19 protein-coding genes and 1 pseudogene are annotated in these 18552 nt (G+C 64.7%); 11 read left to right on the forward strand and 9 right to left on the reverse strand.

The features are described from left to right. The first annotated feature begins 47 nt into the window (after positions 1 to 47). The 7 genes and pseudogenes from rsmI to AS156_RS37135 all read left to right on the forward strand — a co-directional run bounded on the left by rsmI (position 48) and on the right by AS156_RS37135 (position 7487). Positions 48 to 1001 carry a 16S rRNA (cytidine(1402)-2'-O)-methyltransferase gene (gene rsmI / locus AS156_RS37105; RefSeq protein WP_066514898.1) on the forward strand — a complete coding sequence of 318 codons (954 nt, stop codon included), beginning with the start codon at positions 48 to 50 and terminating at the stop codon, positions 999 to 1001. After that, on the forward strand, positions 988 to 1371 hold the full coding sequence (locus tag AS156_RS37110; RefSeq protein WP_066514899.1) for a YraN family protein: 384 nt from the start codon (positions 988 to 990) through the stop codon (positions 1369 to 1371). Before rsmI ends, AS156_RS37110 begins: the two co-directional genes overlap by 14 nt. 31 nt (positions 1372 to 1402) lie before the next feature. Further along, the gene (gshB, locus tag AS156_RS37115; protein ID WP_066514900.1) at positions 1403 to 2350 is read left to right on the forward strand and encodes a glutathione synthase; all 948 of its coding nucleotides are present in this window, start codon (positions 1403 to 1405) and stop codon (positions 2348 to 2350) included. A gap of 35 nt (positions 2351 to 2385) precedes the next feature. Beyond that, a pseudogene (locus AS156_RS37120) lies at positions 2386 to 2685 on the forward strand (MBL fold metallo-hydrolase); the annotation flags it as partial. Between the two features lie 171 nt (positions 2686 to 2856). After that, positions 2857 to 4395, forward strand: a complete 1539-nt coding sequence (locus tag AS156_RS37125) for a YifB family Mg chelatase-like AAA ATPase (RefSeq protein ID WP_066514905.1) — start codon at positions 2857 to 2859, stop codon at positions 4393 to 4395. Positions 4396 to 4615: 220 nt separating this feature from the next. Then, on the forward strand, positions 4616 to 5083 hold the full coding sequence (locus AS156_RS37130) for a hypothetical protein (RefSeq protein WP_066514908.1): 468 nt from the start codon (positions 4616 to 4618) through the stop codon (positions 5081 to 5083). Between the two features lie 154 nt (positions 5084 to 5237). Continuing rightward, on the forward strand, positions 5238 to 7487 hold the full coding sequence (locus AS156_RS37135; RefSeq protein WP_066514915.1) for a PAS domain-containing hybrid sensor histidine kinase/response regulator: 2250 nt from the start codon (positions 5238 to 5240) through the stop codon (positions 7485 to 7487). 179 nt (positions 7488 to 7666) lie between these two features. On the opposite strand, the gene coaA is transcribed toward AS156_RS37135, so the two are convergent. The 7 genes from coaA to hisB form a co-directional block, all read right to left on the reverse strand. Continuing rightward, on the reverse strand, positions 7667 to 8623 hold the full coding sequence (gene coaA / locus AS156_RS37140; RefSeq protein WP_066514916.1) for a type I pantothenate kinase: 957 nt from the start codon (positions 8621 to 8623) through the stop codon (positions 7667 to 7669). A gap of 16 nt (positions 8624 to 8639) precedes the next feature. Beyond that, positions 8640 to 8963 carry a phosphoribosyl-ATP diphosphatase gene (locus AS156_RS37145; protein ID WP_066514918.1) on the reverse strand — a complete coding sequence of 108 codons (324 nt, stop codon included), beginning with the start codon at positions 8961 to 8963 and terminating at the stop codon, positions 8640 to 8642. 83 nt (positions 8964 to 9046) lie between these two features. Further along, on the reverse strand, positions 9047 to 9823 hold the full coding sequence (hisF, locus tag AS156_RS37150) for an imidazole glycerol phosphate synthase subunit HisF (protein ID WP_066514920.1): 777 nt from the start codon (positions 9821 to 9823) through the stop codon (positions 9047 to 9049). 9 nt (positions 9824 to 9832) lie between these two features. Continuing rightward, on the reverse strand, positions 9833 to 10573 hold the full coding sequence (hisA, locus tag AS156_RS37155; RefSeq protein WP_066515195.1) for a 1-(5-phosphoribosyl)-5-[(5-phosphoribosylamino)methylideneamino]imidazole-4-carboxamide isomerase: 741 nt from the start codon (positions 10571 to 10573) through the stop codon (positions 9833 to 9835). Beyond that, positions 10570 to 11220: an imidazole glycerol phosphate synthase subunit HisH gene (gene hisH, locus AS156_RS37160; RefSeq protein ID WP_066514921.1), complete on the reverse strand. Its 651-nt coding sequence runs from the start codon at positions 11218 to 11220 to the stop codon at positions 10570 to 10572. Before hisH ends, hisA begins: the two co-directional genes overlap by 4 nt. After that, positions 11217 to 11747: a DUF2628 domain-containing protein gene (locus AS156_RS37165; protein WP_066514923.1), complete on the reverse strand. Its 531-nt coding sequence runs from the start codon at positions 11745 to 11747 to the stop codon at positions 11217 to 11219. The genes hisH and AS156_RS37165 overlap by 4 nt, the downstream gene beginning before the upstream one ends. A gap of 53 nt (positions 11748 to 11800) precedes the next feature. Continuing rightward, the gene (gene hisB, locus AS156_RS37170; RefSeq protein ID WP_066514926.1) at positions 11801 to 12394 is read right to left on the reverse strand and encodes an imidazoleglycerol-phosphate dehydratase HisB; all 594 of its coding nucleotides are present in this window, start codon (positions 12392 to 12394) and stop codon (positions 11801 to 11803) included. Between the two features lie 264 nt (positions 12395 to 12658). Between hisB and hslV the strand changes: the two genes are divergently transcribed. The 4 genes from hslV to AS156_RS37190 all read left to right on the forward strand — a co-directional run bounded on the left by hslV (position 12659) and on the right by AS156_RS37190 (position 16347). Beyond that, positions 12659 to 13216, forward strand: a complete 558-nt coding sequence (gene hslV, locus AS156_RS37175; protein WP_066514929.1) for an ATP-dependent protease subunit HslV — start codon at positions 12659 to 12661, stop codon at positions 13214 to 13216. A gap of 2 nt (positions 13217 to 13218) precedes the next feature. Further along, the gene (locus tag AS156_RS37180; protein ID WP_066514931.1) at positions 13219 to 13704 is read left to right on the forward strand and encodes a GNAT family N-acetyltransferase; all 486 of its coding nucleotides are present in this window, start codon (positions 13219 to 13221) and stop codon (positions 13702 to 13704) included. Positions 13705 to 13767: 63 nt separating this feature from the next. Continuing rightward, entirely contained in the window at positions 13768 to 15072 is a 1305-nt protein-coding gene (gene hslU, locus AS156_RS37185; protein WP_066514932.1) for an ATP-dependent protease ATPase subunit HslU, read from the forward strand. 150 nt (positions 15073 to 15222) lie between these two features. Then, complete coding sequence (locus tag AS156_RS37190) at positions 15223 to 16347, forward strand: hypothetical protein (RefSeq protein WP_066514933.1); 1125 nt, start codon at positions 15223 to 15225, stop codon at positions 16345 to 16347. Positions 16348 to 16401: 54 nt separating this feature from the next. Here AS156_RS37190 and AS156_RS37195 read toward each other — a convergent pair whose 3' ends face one another. Together AS156_RS37195 and mltA are read right to left on the reverse strand one after the other, a co-directional pair. Further along, positions 16402 to 16974 (reverse strand): Smr/MutS family protein, encoded by a 573-nt coding sequence (locus tag AS156_RS37195; RefSeq protein WP_066514935.1) that lies wholly within the window; start codon positions 16972 to 16974, stop codon positions 16402 to 16404. Then, a complete protein-coding gene (gene mltA / locus AS156_RS37200) occupies positions 16971 to 18458 on the reverse strand; it encodes a murein transglycosylase A (RefSeq protein WP_066515200.1) in 1488 nt (495 codons plus the stop codon). The genes AS156_RS37195 and mltA overlap by 4 nt, the downstream gene beginning before the upstream one ends. Positions 18459 to 18552 lie beyond the last annotated feature (94 nt).

Genomic DNA, 18552 nt, shown 5'->3' on the forward strand with positions numbered 1-18552 from the left:
CCTTGGCCGGTGTAGCGCAAGCACTGCCGTCCCTCTAGATTGTCGTTATGCGCGCAAAAGCTGGTTCCCTGTACGGCTCTGAGACCACAACGGGTTCTTCCGACAGAACCTTTTCCATCGGTGGCCAGATACTGGCAGCCCCCAAGGCGGCTCCGGGACTGCATCTTGTCGCGACCCCGATCGGCAATCTCGCCGATATCACCCTGCGCGCGCTGGAAACGCTTGCGGGTGTCGACATCATCGCCTGCGAGGACACAAGGATTACGCGCCGCCTGACCGAGCGTTACGCGATCGCGGCCGAACTGCAACCCTATCACGAGCACAATGCCGCGCAGGCGCGGCCAAGAATCCTGGCGCAGCTGGCGCAGGGCGCCTCGATCGCGCTGGTCTCGGATGCCGGCACGCCGTTGATCTCCGATCCCGGCTTCAAGCTGGTGCGCGAGGTCTCCGCCGCCGGGCATCGGGTGATCGCGGTCCCCGGCCCGTCGTCGGTGCTGACCGCCCTGTCGGTCGCGGCGCTGCCGACCGACCGCTTCTTCTTCGAGGGATTCCTGCCGGCGAAGGAGCACGCCCGCCGGACGCGGCTCAACGAGCTCGCCAGGATCGATTCGACGCTGGTGATGTTCGAATCCGGCAATCGTGTGCAGGAGACATTGCAAGACCTCGCCGCGATCATGGCCGGGCGCGACGCCGCGATTTGCCGCGAGCTCACCAAGCTGCATGAGGACATCAAGCGCGCGTCCGTCGCCGACCTTGCCGCGGCCGCGGACACGCTGGAAACCCGCGGCGAGTTCGTGCTGGTGGTCGGACCGCCACCCGACGATGCCGGGGTGATGGACGAGGACGCACTGGACGAGCTGCTGCGCGGGCAGCTCGCGCAAGGCAGCGTCAAGGACGCCGTGGCCCATGCCGTCGAACTGTCGGGACGGCCGCGCCGCGAGGTCTATGCCCGCGCCCTCGAACTGGCCAAGACGACCAGGGGCGACGATGGCGAAGACTGAGAGCGCCTCCCCCGAACGCGTCGCGGCATTCCGCACCGGCATATCGGCCGAAAGCCGCGCTGCCGCCTATCTGATGGCCAAGGGCTATCGCATCCTCGCCAAGCGCTTCCGCACCCCCTATGGCGAGATCGACCTTGTGGCGCGCCGGCGCGACCTGCTCGTCTTTGTCGAGGTCAAGGCCCGCGCCAGCCTCGATGAGGCCGCCTATGCAGTGACGCCGCGCCAGCAGCAGCGCGTCATCAATGCCGCCCAGGCCTGGCTCATGGCGCATCCCGAACATGCGGAATTTGATCTCAGATTCGATGCCGTCCTGATTGCGCCGAGGAGCTTGCCGCGCCATCTGTTAGCTGCATTCGACGCAAGCCCGTAGAATTTCCTCCAGCCCTCGCGGAACACGCCCCATGAAATTGAACGTCGCCGTCCAGATGGATCCCATCGCGCGCATCAACATCCGCGGCGATTCCACCTTTGCGCTGCTGCTCGAGGCGCAGAAGCGCGGCCACGGCATTTCCTATTACACGCCGGACAAGCTGTCGCTGCGCGGCGACGAGCTGGTGGCGCCGCTGCAGCTTCTCACCGTGCGCGACGAGGTCGACAACCACTTCACGCTGGGCGAGCCGAAGCGCGAGCCGCTGAACGCCTTCGACGTCGTACTGCTGCGGCAAGACCCGCCCTTCGACCTCGCCTACATCACCTCGACCCATCTGCTCGAACGCATCCATCCGAAGACCCTGGTCGTCAACGACCCGGCCGCCGTGCGCAACGCACCGGAGAAGCTGTTCGTGATGAATTTCCCGCAGCTGATGCCGCCGACCCTGATCTCGCGTGACCTCGACGAGATCAACGCATTCCGCGACCAGCACGGCCCCGTCGTCATGAAACCGCTGCACGGCCATGGCGGCGCCGCGGTGTTCCGCGTGATGCCGCAGGACATGAATTTCGGCTCGCTGTTCGACATGTTCTCGGTCACCTTCAAGGAGCCGTGGGTGATCCAGCGCTTCCTCCCCGAGGTGAAGCATGGCGACAAGCGCATCATCTTGGTCGACGGCGAATTCGCGGGTGCCGTCAACCGCGTGCCGGCAGCGGACGATCTGCGCTCCAACATGGTGCGCGGCGGTGCCGCCAAGGCGACCGAGCTCTCGGACCGCGAACGCGAAATCTGCACCACGCTCGGGCCTGCGCTGCGCAAGCATGGGCTGCTGTTCGTCGGCATCGACGTGATCGACGGCAGCCTCACCGAGATCAACGTCACGTCCCCGACCGGCATCCGTGCGATCCAGCGGCTCAACGGCACGGATATCGCCGCGAAGATCTGGGATACCATCGAGGCCAGGCGGGCCGCGAAATAAGCTTCCCTTATGCGGCGCATAGCCTGGTTGCATTCTCGCCCGGCCACACCGTGGGCCACACCATCTTCATGGTGAGCTCGGGCGGCAAATCCTTCGCCTTCCTCGGCGACCTCTCGCATCATGCGGTGCTCCTGCTCGAGAAGCCGCTGCTGGAGTTCTCCTACGACACCGATCCGAAGCAGGCCGCGCAATCGCGCGTGAGGCTTCTGGAGATGCTGGCGGCGAACAAGACGCCGGTGATGTCCTATCACTTCGCTTGCCCCGGCTATGGCCACGTGGCCAAGGCCGGGGACGGCTTCCGGTACTATCCGGAGCCGACGCAGATGCTGTTGTAACCAGCCTATCGAAGGTGCCTTCGGGGGCGGCGGCTGTCGCTCCCGAATGATCCCGTCGCCTGCGACGAATTGGCACCGGGCGCCGGCAGAGGGGCGCCGCAGATGTTCCCGTAATGTTCTTGCACTCAGCGCCAGGTTCCGCTACCCTCGATTGCGGAAGACAGGGGCAGCATGGTCCAGCGCGTTTCTACCGTTGCTTTCGAGGGGATCGAGGCTCGTGCAGTCGACGTGCAGGTGCAGGTCGCACCCGGCCTGCCGGCCTTTGCGATCGTCGGCCTGCCGGACAAGGCAGTGTCGGAGGCACGCGAGCGGGTGCGCTCGGCGCTGATCGCCTCAGGCCTGGCGTTGCCGGCACGCCGGATCACCGTCAATCTCGCGCCGGCCGACCTGCCCAAGGAAGGCAGTCACTACGACCTGCCGATCGCGCTCGGGCTGATGGCTGCAATCGGGGCAATCCCACCGGACGCGCTGAACGGCTTCACCGTGCTTGGCGAACTCGGGCTCGATGGTTCGATCGCGCCGGTCGCAGGCGTGCTGCCCGCCGCGATCGGCGCCAATTCACGCGACGAGGGCCTGATCTGCCCGGCGGCCTGCGGTTCGGAGGCCGCATGGGCCAGCCCGGACATCCAGATCATCGCGGCGCATTCGCTGATCCAGATCGCCAACCACTTCAAGGGCACGCAGGTCCTGTCACGCCCCTCACCGAAGGTGCATGAGCGCGAGGAGGCGCTCCTCGACCTGCGCGACATCAAGGGCCAGGAGAGCGCCAAGCGCGCGCTCGAGATCGCCGCAGCCGGCGGACATCATCTGCTGATGATCGGCTCGCCCGGCGCCGGCAAGTCGATGCTGGCGGCGCGGCTGCCCTCGATCCTGCCGCCGCTGTCGCCATCGGAATTGCTCGAGGTCTCGATGATCGCCTCGGTTGCTGGCGAGATCCGCGACGGCGCGCTGACCGCACAGCGGCCGTTCCGCAGTCCGCATCATTCCGCCAGCATGGCCGCGCTGACGGGCGGCGGCATGCGCGCCAAGCCCGGCGAGATCTCGCTCGCCCATCAGGGCGTGCTGTTCCTCGACGAGTTGCCGGAGTTCGATCCGCGCGTGCTGGATTCGCTGCGCCAGCCGATCGAGAACGGCGAGGTCTCGGTGAGCAGAGCCAATCATCGTGTCACCTACCCGGCGCGCTTCATGCTGGTTGCGGCGATGAACCCCTGCCGTTGCGGCCATGCCTATGAGCCCGGCTATTCCTGCAAGCGCGGCCGGCTCGACCGCTGCACCGCGGACTACCAGATGCGGATCTCCGGTCCGCTGATGGATCGGATCGACCTGCGGATCGAGGTGCCAGCCGTGACCGCGGCGGACCTGATCCTGCCGCCGCCGTCGGAGGGATCGGCCGAGGTCGCAGCCCGCGTCGCAGCCGCGCGCGACATTCAGCTCGCGCGCTATGCGGCGGCCGGCTTGCCGCATGTCCGCACCAACGCGGAAGCCCCGAGCTCACTGCTCGACACCATCGCGCAGCCTGATGCACACGGGCAGAAGCTGCTGCGCGAGGCGGCCGACACCATGCATCTCACCGCACGCGGCTATCACCGGGTGTTACGCGTGGCGCGCACGCTCGCCGATCTCGACGGTGCCGAGACGATCGGCAGGCTGCATCTCGCCGAAGCGCTGTCCTATCGTGCGCTCGCCGACGATCTTCGCCGCGCCGCCTGATGAGGGCGTTTTCCAGCGACGTGAACACCGGTTCGCGTAAAGAAAAACGCGTCACAGGAAAATCGAGAGTTTCGGTTCTGAAGTCAGTCAAAACCGAAACCCTGTCCCGTTTCGTGCCGGAGATCGCGCAGCGTCAACGCGATGGTAACGAGTTTTGTTTACGCTCCGCAAACCATAAGCCCCGCGATCTGTGGGTAGCTCGGGTCGAGCGAGTAGCGTCATGTTGCGTTTCAAGATTCTGGCCTCGGTGGTCCCCCTTGCCGTCGCCGCGGTGTTTGCCCGCGGCGAGTTCCTGCCGGGGCCCCGGCCTTGTATCGAGGTCGGCGATGCGGCTCTGCAGATCGCCTCGATCCCCTGGTTCGCTCCGCTTCATGTCAGCTTCACCGACGATCCCCGCCTTGCCACTGTCCGGGTCCAGGTCACCGACAGCGCCGACGCCGCCGACTTCACCGTGATCGACGACGTCGACGACAGCGAGACCGGCGCCTGCGAGAGCAACGCCGTGCCGCAGCTGATCGCGATTTCCAGCGACCCGTCGACGACCGATCCGGTCATCTATCTCTCCCATGACGGCCCGTCCGACTACCGCGTCTTCGTGCAGTCGAAAACATTCTCCGCACGCGAGGCGGCTGCCCTGATCGTCAGCGCCCGTCGCGGACAAAGTCGCCTCGAAGCCGCGTCGCTCTAGCCTGGCGCGGCGCTTCGTAGCCCGAGCATGCCGGAATTAACGTTTCGCTAACCCCGTTCTCAGGGCGGCATGAAACGGTCGTCAGCTTCAAGCACTTTGCAAGGTCGCCGACGCATCGTCCTCAACGGATCAAGCTATCTCAGGGCCACCATTGATGGGGCGTTTCTACAGGATCAAGTTGCGCCTTCGTCGTTTCCTGCGGCGTCATTCCTGGATCGCATTCATCGTCCGCTCCTTCATGATCTTTTCCGCCGCGTTCGGCGGCGCGTTCGGATTCATCACGGGCACCCTCTCTGAAAAGAGCGGCTACGACCCGAATCTTTTCGCGATCGGCGTCAGCTTCCTGTTTGCGCTCGCCTGCCTCTGGATCGTCACGCTGGGCATCCGGCTGCGGCTCATGCGCAAGAAGCTGCGTATGATCGCCACGCACAACGAAGCGATGGCCGACCGCAACTGGGAACTGCAGGAGGCCGCGCAGCGGGTCAGCCATCTGTTCGAAGCCCAAGGCGACCTGATCGCACTACGCGACCCCGAAGGCCGCATCACCTACGCCAACGACGCCTATTGCGAACTGGCGCAGGTTCCGCGCGATGACCTGATCGGCAGCACCGCCACCCTGAAGGTGCTCGAACAGGGCGACACCGCGCTCGAAGCCAACGGCACCCGCGTCTATGACCAGAGGATCGAGGGGCCGCTCGGTCCGCGCTGGATCGCCTGGCGCGAGGGCCTCGTCCGCAACGACGCCGGCGGACCGGCCGAGATGCAGAGCGTCGGCCGCGACGTCACCGATCGCACCGAGAGCGAACGCGTGCTGGCTGAAGCGCGCGATCAGGCCGATGCCGCCAACCGCGCCAAGTCGCGATTCCTGGCGATGGCGAGCCACGAGATCCGCACGCCGCTGAACGGCATCATCGGCATGAGCGGATTGTTGATGGACACGTCGCTGACGCCGGAACAGGCCAACTACGTCAAGGCGGTCAAGACATCGGGCGATGCGCTCCTCGCGCTGATCGAGGAGCTACTCGACTATTCCAAGATCGAGGCCGGCAAGATCGATCTCGAGCACCGGCCGTTCGCGCTCTCCGGCCTGATCGAGGACATCACCGAGTTGCTGGCGCCGCGTGCGCAGGGCAAAGGCATCGAGATCGCGGCCTATGTCGACGAGCGCTTGCCGTTGCGGGTGATCGGCGACGCGGCGCGACTGCGGCAGGTGCTGCTCAATCTCGCCGGCAACGCCATCAAGTTCACCGGGAATGGCGGAGTAGCGCTGATCGTCGAGCCCGGTCTCTTGCCGCACGAAACCAGCTTCCTGGTCCGCGACACCGGGATCGGCATCGCACCGGAAGCACAGCAACGAATTTTCCGCGAGTTCGAGCAGGCCGACGAGCGCATAGCGCGCAGCTATGGCGGCACCGGCCTCGGCCTCTCGATCAGCGATCGCATCGTCAAGCGCATGGGCGGGCGGATCGCGCTCGCGAGCACGCCCGGCGCCGGCTCGACATTCGAGGTGTCGATCCCGCTCGCCGCCGCCGAGACCGGTGAGGCCAACGCCTTCACCGCACCTGACCTCTCCAGCCAGTCGATCATGCTGGTCGCGCCGCAGAGCATCGAGGTCTCGCTGATCTCGCGGCGGCTGCAGCGCTGGGGTGCGCAGACCTGCATCGTGTCGGATGCCGAAGTGGCCGAGGCGCTGTTGCCGGAGCGAAGCTGGCACGCGATCCTGATCGACCACGCGTTCGGTACGTCAGCGATGGAAGCGCTTGCCAGCGCCGCACGCACCCATGCGACACATCGAATCGTGATGTTCACGCCGACGACGCGGCAGGAGCTGTTGGCCTCCTCGACGCCCACCTTCACCCGATATCTGGTCAAGCCGTTGCGCGCGTCGTCACTCGCCGCGCGCCTGACCGCGGCACCCGAAATCGCGGCACCCAGCCTCGCGATCGAGGCGCTCGCCGAGCCCGCGCCCGCAGCAGTTCCGGCCACCGCGTCTGACAAGCGGCTCTCGATCCTGGTCGCCGAGGACAACGAGATCAATGCGCTGTTGATGCGCTCGCTGCTCGGCCGGCTCGGCCACAACGCTGTCATCACCACCAATGGCGAGCAGGCGATGGAATCCTGGCTGTCGGCGAAATCCGCCGGCACGCCCTACGATCTCGTGCTGATGGACATCCAGATGCCGCTTCTCAACGGCATCGAAGCCACCAAGCGCATCCGCGCGCATGAGGCGGACCAGCCGGGACGCCGGACGCCGATCCTGGCGCTGACCGCCAACACGCTGGTGGAGGATCGCTATGCCTGCTTCGAGGCCGGCATGGATGGCTTCCTGGTCAAGCCGCTCGATCACGAGAAGCTGGAAGAAGCGCTGGCGGGGCTGGCCGCGTCACGGCATCTCGCGGCGTAGACTCCAAATTCTCCGCTGTCGTCCCTGCGGAAGCAGGGACCTATAACCACCGAGTATGATTTTGCGACGTGCTGCGGCCACAGCCCTGTAGATGACGGGCGCCTGTGGTTGGGTCCCCGCTCCCGTGCGCAATAGGCGGGGACGACATCGGTGATGTGGTTAGTTTGGGCGAGCCATGCTCACAGCCGGCGCAGCGCGACCGATTGCACGACGTGATCGGCGCCCTTCTTCAGGATCAAAGTCGCGCGCGGTCGTGTCGGCAGGATGTTGTCCTCGAGATTGGCGAGGTTGGTGCGCTCCCAGATCGCGATCGCAGTCGCGGTCGCCTCCTCGTCGGACAACGGCGCATAGCGGTGGAAGTAGGACCTGGGATCGGTGAACGCGGTGTCGCGCAGCGCCAGGAAGCGCGTGATGTACCACTGCCGCAGCGCCGATTCATCGGCATCGATATAAACCGAGAAATCGAAGAAGTCAGACACGAAAGGCACCGCCTTGCCGTCACGTGGCAGCCTTCCGGTCTGCAGCACATTGACGCCCTCGACGATCAGGATGTCGGGCTGGTCGATCTCGACCCACTTGTTCGGCACGATGTCGTAGGTCAGATGCGAATAAACCGGCGCGCGCACGCGACGCCGCCCCGCCTTGATGTCGCTGAGGAACGACAGCAGCGTCGGCAGATCGTAGCTTTCCGGAAAACCCTTCTTCTGCATGATCCCCTGCCGCTCGAGCACGGCGTTTGGGTACAGGAAGCCGTCCGTCGTGATCAGGTCGACCTTCGGCCGCGGTGACCAGCGGGCCAACAACGCCTGCAGCACGCGCGCGGTGGTCGACTTGCCGACAGCGACCGAACCGGCGACACCGATGATGTAAGGCATCTTGCGATCGCGGATGGCGAGGAACTGGCGCTGCGAATAATACAGCCGCTGCGTGGCATCGACATAGATCGAGAGCAACCGCGACAGCGGCAGATAGATGTCCTCGACCTCCTGCAAGTCCAAGCGGTCGTGCATAGACCGCAGGCGATCGAACTCGCCCGGCTCCAGCGTCATCGGCGTGTCGTCGCGCAGATGCGACCACTGCGCGCGCGTGAAGACGCGATAGGGATTGTACTGCTGATCTGGTGCCCGGATGTCCATGAGACCGTCCCCTTGATCAGTCGCGCTTGCGCGACGCCTTCTCTTCCAATCCGGACATCGACGTGCGCTTCTCCAGCGCCGCCTCGACGTCCTCCAATTTCACGCCACGCGATTTCAGCAGAACCAGCAGGTGAAAAACCAGATCAGCGCTTTCGGAGATGAGGTGATCGCGATCATTCTCGACCGCGGCGATCACAGTCTCGATCGCTTCCTCACCCAGCTTCTTGGCGCAATGCTCCGCACCCTTGTCGAGCAGCTTGCGGGTATAGGACGCCTCACCGCCCGTTGCAGCGCGGGCATCGATGGTGGCAGCCAGATCGTGGACCGTGAAATGCGACATCGACTCAACTCAACCGTGAGCACTGGCACTGTCCCAGTGCCGTCTCCCTAAATGGAGACTTAGCATTTTTGTGACAAGGAGTCCTAGGGATCGAGACGCATCGGCAGCCCGGCGCGCACCATGTGATCCTTGGCTTGGCGGATGGTAAATTCGCCGAAGTGGAATATCGACGCGGCGAGCACGCCGGTGGCGTGACCCTCGCGGACGCCGTCGACGAGGTGATCGAGGTTGCCAACGCCGCCGGACGCGATGACCGGTACCGAAACACTGTCGGCGATCGCGCGGGTGATCGGCAGGTCAAAGCCCTGCCGCGTGCCGTCCCGGTCCATTGACGTCAGCAGGATCTCGCCGGCGCCGAGCGCGACCACTTCCTGGGCATATTCGATGGCGTCGATCCCGGTGGCATTACGTCCACCATGGGTGAAGATCTCCCAACGATCAGACCCACCGGCGCGCTTGACCCGCTTGGCGTCGATCGCAACGACGATGCACTGCTCGCCGAACTTCTCGGCCGCTTCCTTCACGAACTCACGACGGCTGACGGCCGCCGAATTGATCGAGACCTTGTCGGCGCCTGACCGCAGCAGCGTCTTGATGTCGTCGACGGTGCGCACGCCGCCACCGACCGTCAGAGGCATGAAGCAGGCTTCCGCAGTCCGCCGCACCACGTCGAGCATGATACCGCGGTTTTCATGGGTCGCGGTGATGTCGAGAAAAGTGAGTTCATCGGCGCCGGCGGCATCATAGGCGATCGCGGCTTCCACCGGATCGCCGGCGTCGCGCAGATCGACGAAATTGACGCCCTTGACCACGCGCCCGTCCTTCACGTCGAGACAGGGGATCACGCGAACCTTGAACATATTTTTCTCCTAGGCCGCGGTCCGAGCGTTCTTGATCAGCGTGAGCGCGGCGGCGGGATCGAGCCGTCCGTCGTAGAGCGCACGGCCGACGATGGCGCCGGCGAGCTTGCCGGCACGCGGCTCCAGCAGCGCCTTGACGTCGTCGATCGAGGCAAAGCCCCCTGAGGCGATCACCGGAATGGAAATGCGATCGGCGAGCGCGATCGTGGCATCGAGGTTGAGCCCCTTGAGCAGGCCGTCACGGGAGATGTCGGTGAAGATGATCGCGGCGACGCCGGCATCCTCGAAACGCTGCGCGATCTCGAGCGCCGTCACGTGCGACGTCTCCGCCCAGCCTTCGACCGCGACCTTGCCGTCGCGCGCATCGAGGCCGACGGCCACGCGCCCGGGAAATTTCTTCGCTGCGTTTTTCACCAGATCGGGATCACGTACCGCCGCAGTACCGATGATCACGCGCGTGATGCCCTTGTCGAGCCAGGCCTCGATCGTCTTGAAGTCCCGGATGCCGCCGCCGAGCTGCACCGGCATGGTGACGGCCTTGAGCATCGCCTCCACCGCATGCGCATTCATCGGCTTGCCGGCAAAGGCGCCATCGAGATCGACGACGTGCAGATATTCGAATCCCTGCGCGGCGAAAGCGCGGGCCTGCGCCGCCGGATCGAGATTGAATACCGTGGCGCGTGCCATGTCGCCCTGCTCCAGGCGCACGCACTGGCCGTTCTTCAGATCAACCGCAGGAAAGAGAATCACGGCTTCCACTTCAAGAAATTCGAGATCAGGGCGAGGCCGAAGCGCTGGCTCTTCTCGGGGTGAAACTGGGTGCCAACAGCGGTGTCCTTGCCTACGATCGCGGTAACCGGCCCGCCATACTCGGCACGCGCCAGCACGTCCGCCTCGTTGGCGGGGGCGAGGTGGTAGGAGTGCACGAAATAGGCGTGACGGCCCTTCGGGCCGAGCGGCAGCCGCTCCAGCACCGGGTGCTCGCGGACGAGGTCGAGCGTGTTCCAGCCCATGTGCGGGACCTTGAGGTTCTCGTCGCGCGGCTCGATCTTCACGACGTCGCCGGCGATCCAGTCAAAACCCTCGGTCGTGACATGCTCCTTGCCGCGCGTCGCCATCAGCTGCATGCCGACGCAGATGCCGAAGAACGGCCGCGCCTTGACCCGCACCGCCTCGGTGAGCGCCTCCAACATGCCGTCGACCGCATCGACGCCACGGCGGCAATCGGCAAAGGCGCCGACACCGGGCAGCACGATGCGATCGGCGCGATACACCGCGTCGGGATCGCGCGTCACCTTGATTGCTTCCGGATCATCCATGCTGCGGGCGGCGCGCTCGAATGCTTTCGCCGCGGAATGCAGATTGCCGGAGCCGTAATCGATGATTGCAACGGTCATCGCGATCCTCCTGGCTCTGGAAACAATCCGATAATGCCGCCTTGCGGCAGCGGCGGCGCCTTCGAGAACGGTTGACCCGGAACATTCCGGGTCGGAGGCGGTCCGCCGCGATCGACCGACCATTGGTCGTTGACGGCACCACCATGCCGCGCCGTCCAGCGATCGAAGAAGCGCCGCTCGGCGGCCTCCGCGCTATCGGCCACGACGATATCGAGCTGGCGCCATTTGCCCCGCGACAGCGTCCAGCGTTGCAGGTTGGCGGCCTCGAATCCAAGCAGCAGCATCAGCACCAGGTCGACCAGAGAGATCGCGCCGCGGCCGACGCCGAGCTTGGCCAGCCCGAAATCAATGACAGTGGTGACCAGAAGCCAACCGATCAGCGCCAGCCAGAGCCGATGCCAGGCAAGCCAGATCACGCCCGCAACGGCGGCCCAGAAATGGAAGCCGTCGCGCACGAAGGTGAACTTGTCGGTCGCCGCAAGATCGACGCCATCAGCCACGGGGGCATGCACTGTGTAGACCGGCATCGGAAACTCCGCCGAGGATAGACTCTCTGTCTTGGAGCATCTTGCTCCTTGGGTCAGCCGCCGAGCTGACCTTTCGTCGAGGGCACTTCGCCCGCAGTCCGCGGATCGATCGCAACCGCCGTACGCAGCGCCCGGGCCAAACCCTTGAAACAGGATTCGGCGATGTGATGGCTGTTCTCGCCATATAGGGTCTCGACGTGGAGAGTCACGCCGGCGTTCATCGCGAACGCGTTGAACCACTCGCGCACCAGCTCGGTATCGAACTCGCCGATCTTGTCGCGCGGGAATTCGGTCCGGAACACCAGCATCGGGCGGCCGGACACGTCGATCACGACGCGGGACAGCGTCTCGTCCATCGGCATGTGGATCGAGGCATAGCGGGTGATGCCGGCCATGTCGCCGAGCGCCTGCTTCACGGCCTGCCCGAGCGCGATCCCGACGTCTTCGGTGGTGTGGTGGTAATCGACATGGAGATCGCCATCCGCCTTGACCGTAATGTCGATGCGCGAATGCCGGGCGAGGAGATCGAGCATATGGTCGAAGAAGCCGATCCCGGTCGAAACCGTGGATATGCCCGTTCCGTCGAGGTTGACCGTCACCTCGATGTCGGTCTCCTTGGTCTTGCGCTTGATGGTTGCCGTGCGCATGAAAATGAGCTTTCCCGTGTCGAAAACGCCGGTCTTTTAACAGGCGGATGTCACCTTCGCTACTGCGGGATGACGCCGAAATGCCCCGACTTCGGGCCATGGTGACCGGAATTTCTTGCCCGTCCCCTCTGGCGCGTTTTCTTCACGCGAACCGGTTCCCATCCCGGATCAAGTCCGGGACAGGCTTCGCTCGAAAACGCGCTAAATCGCCCGATTGTAACCCCCTGTCCGACCGCCTAAATCTGCCACCGAGAGAGGTAATCTATGCAAGCATCCCAAAATGAGTTGCCGGTCTGGCATGGCACCACGATTTGCACGGTCCGCAAGGGCGGCAAGGTGGTGATCGGCGGCGATGGGCAGGTCTCGATCGGCCAGACCGTGATCAAGGCCAACGCCAAGAAGGTCCGCCGGATCGGCAAGGGCGATGTGATCGGCGGCTTTGCCGGCGCCACCGCCGACGCTTTCACCCTGTTCGAGCGGCTTGAGAGCAAATTGGAACAATATCCGGGCCAGCTGACCCGGGCAGCCGTCGAGCTCGCCAAGGACTGGCGCACCGACCGCTATCTGCGGCGCCTCGAGGCCATGATGATCGTGGCCGACAAGGACGTCACCCTGGTGCTCACCGGCACCGGCGACGTGCTGGAGCCCGAGGCTGGGGTCATGGCGATCGGCTCGGGCGGAAATTATGCGCTCGCCGCGGCACGCGCGCTTGTCGACACCGACAAGGACGCCGAGACCATCGTCCGTCGTGCGCTCGATATTGCTGCCGACATCTGTGTCTACACCAACCGGAACGTGACGATCGAATCCGTGGGCGGCTGAGCATGGCCGGTCCGTACCGCTTCCGCCCGATGACATCGGCCGACCTGCCGCGGATCAAGCAGTGGCTCGGATTGCCGCATGTCCGGGAGTGGTGGGGCGATCCGGCCGAGCAGTACGCTCTCGTCGCCGGCGACCTCGAGGAGCCGGCCATGGACCAGTTCATCGTGTCGGCCGAGGACGGCGATTTGGGTTACATCCAGTGCTACGACCCGACGGCGTGGAATTCCGGCTTCGGCGCGCAGCCGCAGGGCACGCGCGGCATCGATCTCTTCATCGGCGAAGCCGGCATGATCGCGCGCGGCCACGGCGCCGCGCTGATCCGCAGCTTTGTCGAGGAGCGTCTGGCGCAGGGCGTGCCGCGGATGGTGACCGACCCCGATCCAACCAACGCGCGCGCGGTGCGTGCCTACGAAAAGGCGGGTTTCCGCAAGACGCATGTAGTTGACACGCCTGACGGGCCGGCGCTGCTGATGATCCACGACAGATGACGTCGAGGTCGCAGGTCCGGAACAGTGCTTGCCGACAGAGTTCTTTCAACCTAGCTAGAGCCAATGACCGACTTCTCCCCCCGTGAAATTGTTTCTGAACTTGATCGCTTCATCGTCGGCCAGGCCGATGCCAAACGCGCGGTATCGATCGCGCTGCGCAACCGTTGGCGTCGGCTGCAGCTCGCCGGTTCCCTGCGCGAGGAGGTTCTGCCCAAGAACATCCTGATGATCGGGCCGACCGGCGTCGGCAAGACCGAGATCGCGCGGCGGCTCGCCAAGCTCGCGGGCGCACCGTTCCTGAAGGTCGAAGCCACCAAGTTCACCGAGGTCGGCTATGTCGGCCGCGATGTCGAGCAGATCGTCCGCGACCTCGTCGAGGTTGCGATCGCGCAAACCCGCGAGCGCAAGCGCAAGGACGTCCACGCCCGTGCCCAGCTCGCCGCCGAGGAGCGCGTGCTGGATGCGCTGGTGGGGCCGGCCGCCAGCGCCGGAACGCGCGAATCGTTCCGCAAGAAGCTGCGCGCCGGCGAGCTCAACGATAAGGAAATCGAGATCGAGACCCAGTCGTCCGGCAGCGGCATGCCGATGTTCGAGATTCCCGGCATGCCGGGCGCCCAAATGGGCGCGATCTCGCTCGGCGACATCTTCGGCAAGATGGGCGGACGCAGCAAGACGCGCCGCCTGACGGTGGAAGGCTCGCACGAGATCCTGGTCAACGAGGAATCCGACAAGCTGCTCGACACCGACCAGCTGGTGCAGGAATCGATCAGCGTCGTCGAGAACAACGGCATCGTCTTCCTCGACGAGATCGACAAGATCTGCGTGCGCGAGAACCGCCAGGGCGGTGATGTCTCCCGCGAAGGCGTGCAGCGCGATTTGCTGCCGCTGATCGAAGGCACCACGGTTTCGACCAAGCACGGCGCGGTCAAGACGGATCACATCCTGTTCATCGCCTCCGGCGCGTTCCATATCGCCAAGCCGTCGGATCTGCTGCCGGAGCTGCAGGGCCGCCTGCCGATCCGCGTCGAGCTGCAGGCGCTCACCCGCGACGACATGCGCCGCATCCTGACCGAGCCCGAGGCATCGCTGATCAAGCAGTATGTCGCGCTGATGAAGACCGAGGGCGTGACGCTCGATGTCACCGACGGCGCGATCGACGCGTTGGCCGACGTCGCGGTCGCGGTCAACTCGACGGTCGAGAATATCGGCGCGCGGCGGCTGCAAACCGTGATGGAGCGGGTGCTGGACGAGATCTCCTTCACCGCGCCCGACCGCCACGGCGAGACCATTCAGGTCGACGCGGACTATGTCACCCGGCACGTCGGCGACCTCGCCAAGAACGCGGATCTGAGCCGGTTTATTTTGTAACGTGTCAATCTCCACCGTCGTCCCGGCGCAGGCCGGGACCCATAACCACCGCCGCCCGTATTGAGCCAAGACTCGGGCCTGCATCCCGTTTACAAACTGACAGTCGTGGATATGGGTCCCGGCCTGCGCCGGGACGACATAGGTGGGCGAATGAATCTGCGGGTCTGGCAAAACCCTTGGCGCGTGATGCTTGCCGTCAACGCCGCCATGATGATCGGGCTGTTCTTCTACAAGATCACGCTGCGGCCCTTCGTCCCCTACATCCACCTGCTGGTCGACTATCATTACGGCTTCACCAAGCGTGCGCTGATCGGCGCGATCGTCTCGCTGTTCACCGACAAGGTGCCGGTGTGGCTGGTGTTTGCCTTGGGCGGCGCGATCTGGCTGGTGACGCTCGGCCTGTTCATCGAGCTCTTCCGCCGCACCTTCAGGTTCGACGACACGCATTGGCCGCTGTTCGTCTTCATCGCGGGATCGCCGTTCTTCCTGAAGAATTTCATCTTCTCGCTCGGTCATTTCGACATCTATGGCTGCGCGCTCACGATCGTGCTGCTGCTCATCCCGGCGCGCTCGGTCGCCTATGTGCTGCTGGCTGCGCTGTTCTCGATCGTGCTGATCCTGATCCACCACATCTTCATCCTGATGTATGTGCCGACCATCGCAGCCATCGTGGTGCTGCGCTTCTATCTGGTGCAGGGCGTGACATCGCGGAATGTGGCGGCGGGGGTCGCGGCACTCGCCACGGTCGGCATCCTGTTCCTGGCCGCGCAATTCCTTGGCACCGTCGACGTGCCCTATGACGAATTCCTCCGTCATCTGCGGAGCCGGATGGCCGATCCGTCACGGACGGATCTGCTTGAGTTCGGCTACATCTGGTACCAGCCGCTGTCGAAGGAGATCACCGACACCTGGGCGCGCATGCCCTCGAACATCCTGGGCGTCCCGGTGTTCGCGCTGCTGATCTGGCTGCACGCGCCGCTCTGGCAGTATTTCGCGCGCCTGATCGACGCGCTCGCAAGCGAGCTGCACCGCCGTCTTGTGATCGCCGCGCTCGTCATGATCAGCGCCGGCTTCTTCATCATGTTCGTGATCGTGTTCGACTATTCGCGCTGGATCTCGAACTGGGCGGTCTGCATGTTCCTGATACTGCATGCGGTGAAGAAGCTGCCGGCCTCGAAGGAGGTGCCGGTGATCCCGTCAGACGATCGCAGGACGACGACGTTCGGCTGGATTCTCACGCTGATCCCGCGCGTCGGGATCGTCAGACCATTTTAGAATCGTTGATTGTGAGCTTGATCTGTCCGGAAAACCGCTTCTCACTTTTCCGGATCATGCTCTCGCGCGCCGCACGCGCACATAAAGCGCGCCCTCGCCGCCATGGCCGATATGAGCCTCCTCGAATCCCACGATCAGGGAACGAAATTCCGGCAGGCTAAGCCATTCCGGCACCTGGCGCCGCAGCACGCCGCGTTCGCTTTCCAGGCCGCCGACCTTGCCCTTGCCGGTGATGACGAGCACGAAGGTCAGCCCGTCGTGATGGGCGCGTTGCAGGAAGGCGAACAGCACCCGATGCGCGCGCATTTGCGTCATGCCGTGCAGATCGAGCCGCGCATCGATCTCCTGCCTGCCGCGTGACAGTTTTGCGCGATCGCGGCGGCCGATCGGCGCCAATGGCGGGACTTGCGGCCGCGGCGCAGGCGCCTTGACCGGTACCTGCTTTGCCGCGACGTGATGGGTGACCGGATCAGAGGTTGTTACGGGCGCTTTCGCGGCAGCCGCCCTCTTGCGCAGCGGCTTGACCTGCTTTGCGACGCTCTCCCAGAGCGCACGCTCCTCCTCGCTCAGCGCACGCCTGCGCCGCGACGGAGCGGAAAGGTCGGGGATCGACGCGGGACGTTTCATTGATCGTCGCGATGGCGATAGCGCCGAGAGCGCCGCTTCTCCTGAGATTGCGGAATGTCGGGCCGGACTGCCGGCAGCGGCACCGCTTTTGCCACAGTTGCGTCCTGCGCGACAGGGGCTGTTGCACCTGTCTGTGCGGGAGCCGCCGTGCCCTTCGCGGCCGGACCCTTGGTTGCATTGCCGGTCGTATTCTTTGCCGGATCCTTGGCGGTACCCTTCGCAACATCCTTCCCGGCATCCTTGGCGATCGGCGCAACGGGCGCGTCCGCCGGCTTTGCGGCCGGCTTGTCCTTCTGCGGATCGGTCTGCGGATACAGCTTTGCTATCTTTGCCGACGGCCGCTCATCCGGGATCGGCAGCTTGCGGCCGCGGGCGACAGGATCGAGCTCCTTCGGAACCAGCATGACGAACTGCATGCTGTTTTTTAGCCGGCCCGACACTTTTCCCGCATCGGCGCCGGCGCCGAAATAGAGGTCGGCCCGCGCAGGACCCACGATCGCAGACCCCGTGTCCTGCGCGATCATCAGCCGGTGGAACGGTGTCTTCGACGTTTCGGATTCGATCGGCAACTCGCCCTGGATGAAGAACGGCGTGCCGTAGACATGAAGCGCCTTGTCGACCGCAATCGAGCGGCCCGGCGTCAGCGGCACGCCTTGCGCGCCGACGGCTTCGTCCTTGTCGGATAGCGGAACTTCACGGAAGAAGATGTAGGAGCGGTTCTGCCGGCGCAACTCGTTCGCGCCATCCGGATTCTGCTCCATCCACTCCCTGATCTTCTGCATCGACATCTGATCCTTCGGGATGATGCCGCGGTCGATCAGGATGCGTCCGACCGGCGTATAGGGATAGCCGTTGTGCGCATCATAATTGATGCGCAGCGTGGTGCCGTCCGTCAGCTTGATCCGCGCCGAGCCCTGGATCTGCGCGAACAGCAAATCGGTCTGGTTCTTCAGCCAGCAGATCTCCAGCCCACGGCCGGCGATCGCGCCGTCCTCTATCTGGGCGCGGTCGTAATAGGGCACGAGCTTGCGCCGGCCGATCTTGCGATACACCGGACCGCTGTTGGGCAGGCCGACCGAATCCTGCGTCTTGCCGCGCACGAACAGGTTGGACGGGCGGCGATAGACCGGAACGTTGTAGACGTCGGTCTGCGTCCGCGAGCCGTCGAGCACCGGCTCGTAATAGCCGGTGACGAAGCCTGCATCTTCGCCGAGCCGCGAGATGCGCAAGGGTACGAAGTTCTGCTCGAAGAAATCCTTCGCTTTCGTGCTGTCGGTGAGATCGAGCCGCTTGGCGATCCGGCAGGGATCGCGCAGCGAGCCTCCGAGCGCCTTCGATTCCGGTGCCAACCCCTGTTGGGCGGCGATCGGCTTGCAGCTCGTCCGGAATGCCTTGTAGGCGGCGAGATGATCGTCGTCGTTCCAGCCCGGGATATTCGTCCAGGTAAGCGGCTCATACTGGCTGCCGCTGATGTGCAGCGGCAGTTCCAGATTGGGGTAGGGAAGCGCACGGGCAGGGACGTGCCGCTGCACTGCGTGCCGGCTGTATCTGTAGTGAGCAGCTATCGCCGCAGTGGAA

Source organism: Bradyrhizobium macuxiense (assembly GCF_001542415.1).
Lineage (GTDB): Bacteria > Pseudomonadota > Alphaproteobacteria > Rhizobiales > Xanthobacteraceae > Bradyrhizobium > Bradyrhizobium macuxiense.